Raw genomic sequence first — 466 nt, forward strand, 5'->3', positions numbered from 1 at the left:
CTGTTCATTACCATGAATGTTCAGTGCTTTATCTGTATCACTCCAGTTAAAAGTAATTTGGTCTGCATCGGCATTAACAGATGCTGAATCAGCTACTTTAATAGAACCTTTTGCCAAATACAGATTTTCAAAATCAACTGCAAAGGATGGATATTCTCCTGCTAGTGCGAAATTTAACAGATGTGCCTGGGCTGCATTTTGTGCCGACTGTTTTACACCTTGTGTTTTAAACCCGATTTGAATAACCGGATATAACGGTTGTAAGAACTTAGCAGCAAAACCAAATTTGGCGCGTTGAACAATCTGCTTTTCAGTGGCTTTTTTAGTTCCGGTATTTTGAACTGCTTTCATATAGGTGATGCCTTTCCAAGTTGCACCTACCACGTTACCTACTTTTCCGTTGAATCCACCAAGGATTCCGTTATTAAACTTTCCCATGACTATTTATTTTTACGATTTTTAATTT

At 37.6% G+C, this 466-nt stretch carries 1 protein-coding gene; it reads right to left on the bottom strand.

The features are described from left to right. On the bottom strand, nucleotides 1–438 hold a 438-nt coding region (locus OM075_RS25605), incomplete at its 3' end, for a DUF6266 family protein (protein WP_301193392.1). Nucleotides 439–466: the final 28 nt, after the last annotated feature.

It is taken from the genome of Plebeiibacterium sediminum (genome assembly GCF_026013605.1).
GTDB lineage: Bacteria > Bacteroidota > Bacteroidia > Bacteroidales > Marinilabiliaceae > Saccharicrinis > Saccharicrinis sediminus.